3 protein-coding genes are annotated in these 3471 nt (G+C 50.0%); all 3 read right to left on the reverse strand.

Annotated elements, in window-relative coordinates:
- Positions 1 to 304: 304 nt before the first annotated feature.
- Positions 305 to 772, reverse strand: coding sequence for an FxsA family protein (locus ACTHUE_RS13300; protein ID WP_440392677.1), 468 nt, complete (start codon positions 770 to 772; stop codon positions 305 to 307).
- A 167-nt stretch (positions 773 to 939) separates the two neighbouring features.
- A complete protein-coding gene (locus ACTHUE_RS13305; protein WP_440423690.1) occupies positions 940 to 2457 on the reverse strand; it encodes a polyamine aminopropyltransferase in 1518 nt (505 codons plus the stop codon).
- Between the two features lie 124 nt (positions 2458 to 2581).
- Positions 2582 to 3471 (reverse strand): porin (locus ACTHUE_RS13310; RefSeq protein ID WP_440403028.1); only part of this gene is annotated, 890 nt, incomplete at its 5' end.

Genomic DNA, 3471 nt, shown 5'->3' on the forward strand with positions numbered 1-3471 from the left:
AGTGGATTTAGGCTGAACGACGGTTTCGGTTTTCGAAGCAGTCGGTGTGTTTTGGGTGGCGCACGCCGATAAAACAGCGGCGGTAATCAAGCTGAGGGAGAGAGGGAAAAGACGTTGAACGTTCATTGGATACCGTGTCGTTTTTAGAATCAAAATAACTGCTTATTTTAAATGATTTATGCGGAATAACCGAATTACAAACCGATATTTACATTTTCAAAGCCAGGAAATGACTAAGGCCGTCTGAAATATGAAACACTTTTGAGGTATTCCTATTTCAGACGGCCTTTTATGAAGGAAGTCGTCAATCGGGTTTGTGTTCGATATAGTCTTGCGGTTTGTCGGCTTTGCTGGTGCGCGTAACCGTGTATTCGCCTTCAATAATGTCTTCATCCTCTTTGGCGGAGCTGTAAGTCTGGCGGCTTTGGAAAGACTGAGTAGAAGAAACGGCCGCGTTGCCTTTAAACGGAATCAGCAAGAGCAGGGCGACGGCGGTTGAAATAAAGCCGGGGCTGAGCAGGAAAACCGCGGCGGCAGTATAGCGAATCGGCCACAGCATTTGATAGAGGGAAATATTTTGTCCGCTGCGGACGGCTGCGCCAGCGAGTAAAAGGCCGGAGATGCCGGTATGGCGCAGCATAAAGATACCGCTGATAAAGCTGAGAGCCATCACAAACAGCGTCCAACCGCCGCCAAGCCAGTCGGCAACCCAGACGATAGACATGATTTCCAAAAAGATTAAAACCAAAAAACCGATTCCAAAATACTGCATAAGTGTTTGTTCCTTCATTCAACGGATAGTGTCGATTGTCTTCTATCTAGATAAAGATAAACCTTATTTTTTCAAGCAAATACTGTGTGAAAAAGCGTAAACGGGCGTTGAGGCTGTCTGAACGGAGATAAAAAGAAGAATGATGTTTCAGACGGCCTTTAGATATTCTATCGCATCACATTGTTCCAATCGCTTTCAAAATAACTGACGAGAATTTGGTTGTTCAAATAATTTGCTTCCACCTTGCGCCTTGCCATATCGGGCGGAAAACGGAACATTTCGGCAACGGTCTGGGCATTGAGATAGCGGGTGGGTACGTCGAATTTTTGCGGAATGGGGAAGTTTTGGTCAAACCCTGCCAACACAAATCCCCATTCTCCAAAGGAAGGGACGTAGACATGATAGGGCGCGGTGTTCAACTTGGCCGCTTCGAGGGTGGCAACGACCGACCAGTAGGCATTGGGTGCGAAATAAGGCGAAGTGGATTGCACAACAATCTTGCCCTGCGGCTCAAGATGGCGGGCGACGAGGCGGTACATGGGGACGGAGTAGAGTTTGCCCAGCGAGAAATTGGACGGGTCGGGCAGGTCGATGATGATAACGTCGAATTTTTCAGACGACCCTTCCAGCCATTTGGCGGCATCGTCGTTGACGATGTGCATTTTGGGGTGGGATAGCGAGCCTTGGTTGAGCGCGCTCAAGGTGGCGGAGGTTTTAAAAGTAGCGGTCATGTCGGGGTCGAGATCGACCAAAGTGACATTTTTAACTTGCGGATATTTCAAGACTTCGCGTGCCGCTAATCCGTCGCCGCCACCGAGAATCAGGACGCGTTCGGTATTCGGCACCATCTGCATGGCAGGCAGAACGAGTGCTTCGTGGTAACGGGCTTCATCGCGTGAGGAGAATTGCAGGTTGCCGTTGATATAGAGGCGGGTGTCGTCTTTCCAGCGGGTAACAACCAGCCTTTGGTAGGGCGAGTGGCTTTGATAAACGACGGGATCGCCGAAATAGCTTTGTTCGGCTTTGAAGGAAATGCGGTCTGCGTAGGCGAAGGTGATGGCGAGGATGGACAAGACAATCAGCGCACGCAGGTGGATGGCGCGGTAGCGTGGCAGTTCGGCTTTAAACACGCGCGCGGTCAGATAGGCGACGGCGGCGTTGAGGATGCCGAACAATAAGGCGGAACGCGCCATGCCGAGTTTGGGAGCGAGCAGGAGCGGAAATAATAAGGAGACGGCGAGTGCGCCCAAGTAGTCGAAGGTCAGGACTTTGGAAACGAGTTCTTTAAACTCCGCGCCTTTTTGGTTTAACACGCGCATAACCAACGGGATTTCCATGCCGACAACCGCGCCGACAATCAGCACGAAGGCATAGAGCAGGGTACGGAACGGTGCGGCGGATAAACCGAAGGCCACAAATAATGCCAGCGCAGAAATGCCGCCGATGATGCCGACCAAAAGTTCGATTTCGATAAAGCGGTGCAATACGTCTTTATCTTTGATGTATTGGGTCAGGTGCGCACCTATGCCCATTGAAAACAGATAAAGCCCGATGACGGAGGAAAACTGCAAAATACTATCGCCCAAAAGATAGCTTGCGAGCGCGGCGATGATGAGCTCGTAAGCAAGGCCGCAACTGGCGACGATAAAAACGGAGATGATGAGGGTGCGGTGGGCGTTCATGATGACGTTTTTGTTGCTTGAGTGTGGGCAATGTAATGATTTTTAGGGTGGGCTGCAAGTTTATTTATAGGATGTAGAAAAGGCCGTCTGAACAAATTGTTTCAGACGGCCTTTAATCTGTCAGGCATTAATAGCGGTGTTTGAATACCATGCCCACTGCGTAAGAAGATTTTTTCGGCAAATCTTCTTCGTATTTCGGATTGACGTTTTCTTTCAACCAGCCGGCGCCGAGTGTGGCGGTCGTCCGTTTGGAGAAGCTGTAATCGGTGCTGACGGCGACGTGTTTGTAGTCTTCGCCGACAGAGCTTTTACCGTAGGCAAAGCCGATTTGAGGTTTGAAATTGCCTACTTTGTATGAGCCGGACACCATAAATTCTTTGGTATTGTTGATTTCTTTGTCGTAAGAACCGGCTACGTTGCCTGCCGCATCTTTCCATACGCCCCAGCAGCTGAAGCCGTCGCAAGTGTTTTTGGCGTATTGGAACGCGGCATCGACGGAGATTTTGTCTTTGCTGTATCCGGCCATGAATGCATGGGCTTGGAAGTCTTTGGTTTCGGTTGGAGAGTCGTTGGGTGCGTATTCGGCAGCGTAGTGGGCTTTAAAGCCGTTGCTTGGGTGGTAGTAGTCTACACCCCAGCCGAAGACCCAGTCGCCGTCACGTTTTTTATCCGGACTCCAGTCGTTGTTGTTACGTGCTGCATTGGAACCTGGGGAAACGTTGAATTTGAATTGGAAACCGTTTTTCCAAGGAGACTCATAAGCCATGGAAACGCGGCGTTGGCCGAAGCGGGAAATTTTGCCGAATTCCAAAATCGAGCTGTTGGTGTCGAACGGGTTCAGATAAATGCTGTTCATGGGCGTACTGATGTAACCCATTTTGACGGTGCCAAGGTTTTTGTAGCTGTTGAGCGCGACGTATGAGTCGGCAGTACCCCAGCCGCCCCAGCGGTCGGAATCGAAGTAAATAAAGGAGCCAAGTTGCCATTTCAGCCATAAGTCGTTGTTGAGTCGTACTT

It is taken from the genome of Neisseria sp. P0021.S005, from assembly GCF_051956955.1.

What these genes read in the sequence shown, in the direction of transcription:
- ACTHUE_RS13300 (WP_440392677.1), bottom strand. Translation starts at nt 772, where the DNA reads ATGCAGTATTTTGGAATCGGTTTTTTGGTTTTAATCTTTTTGGAAATC.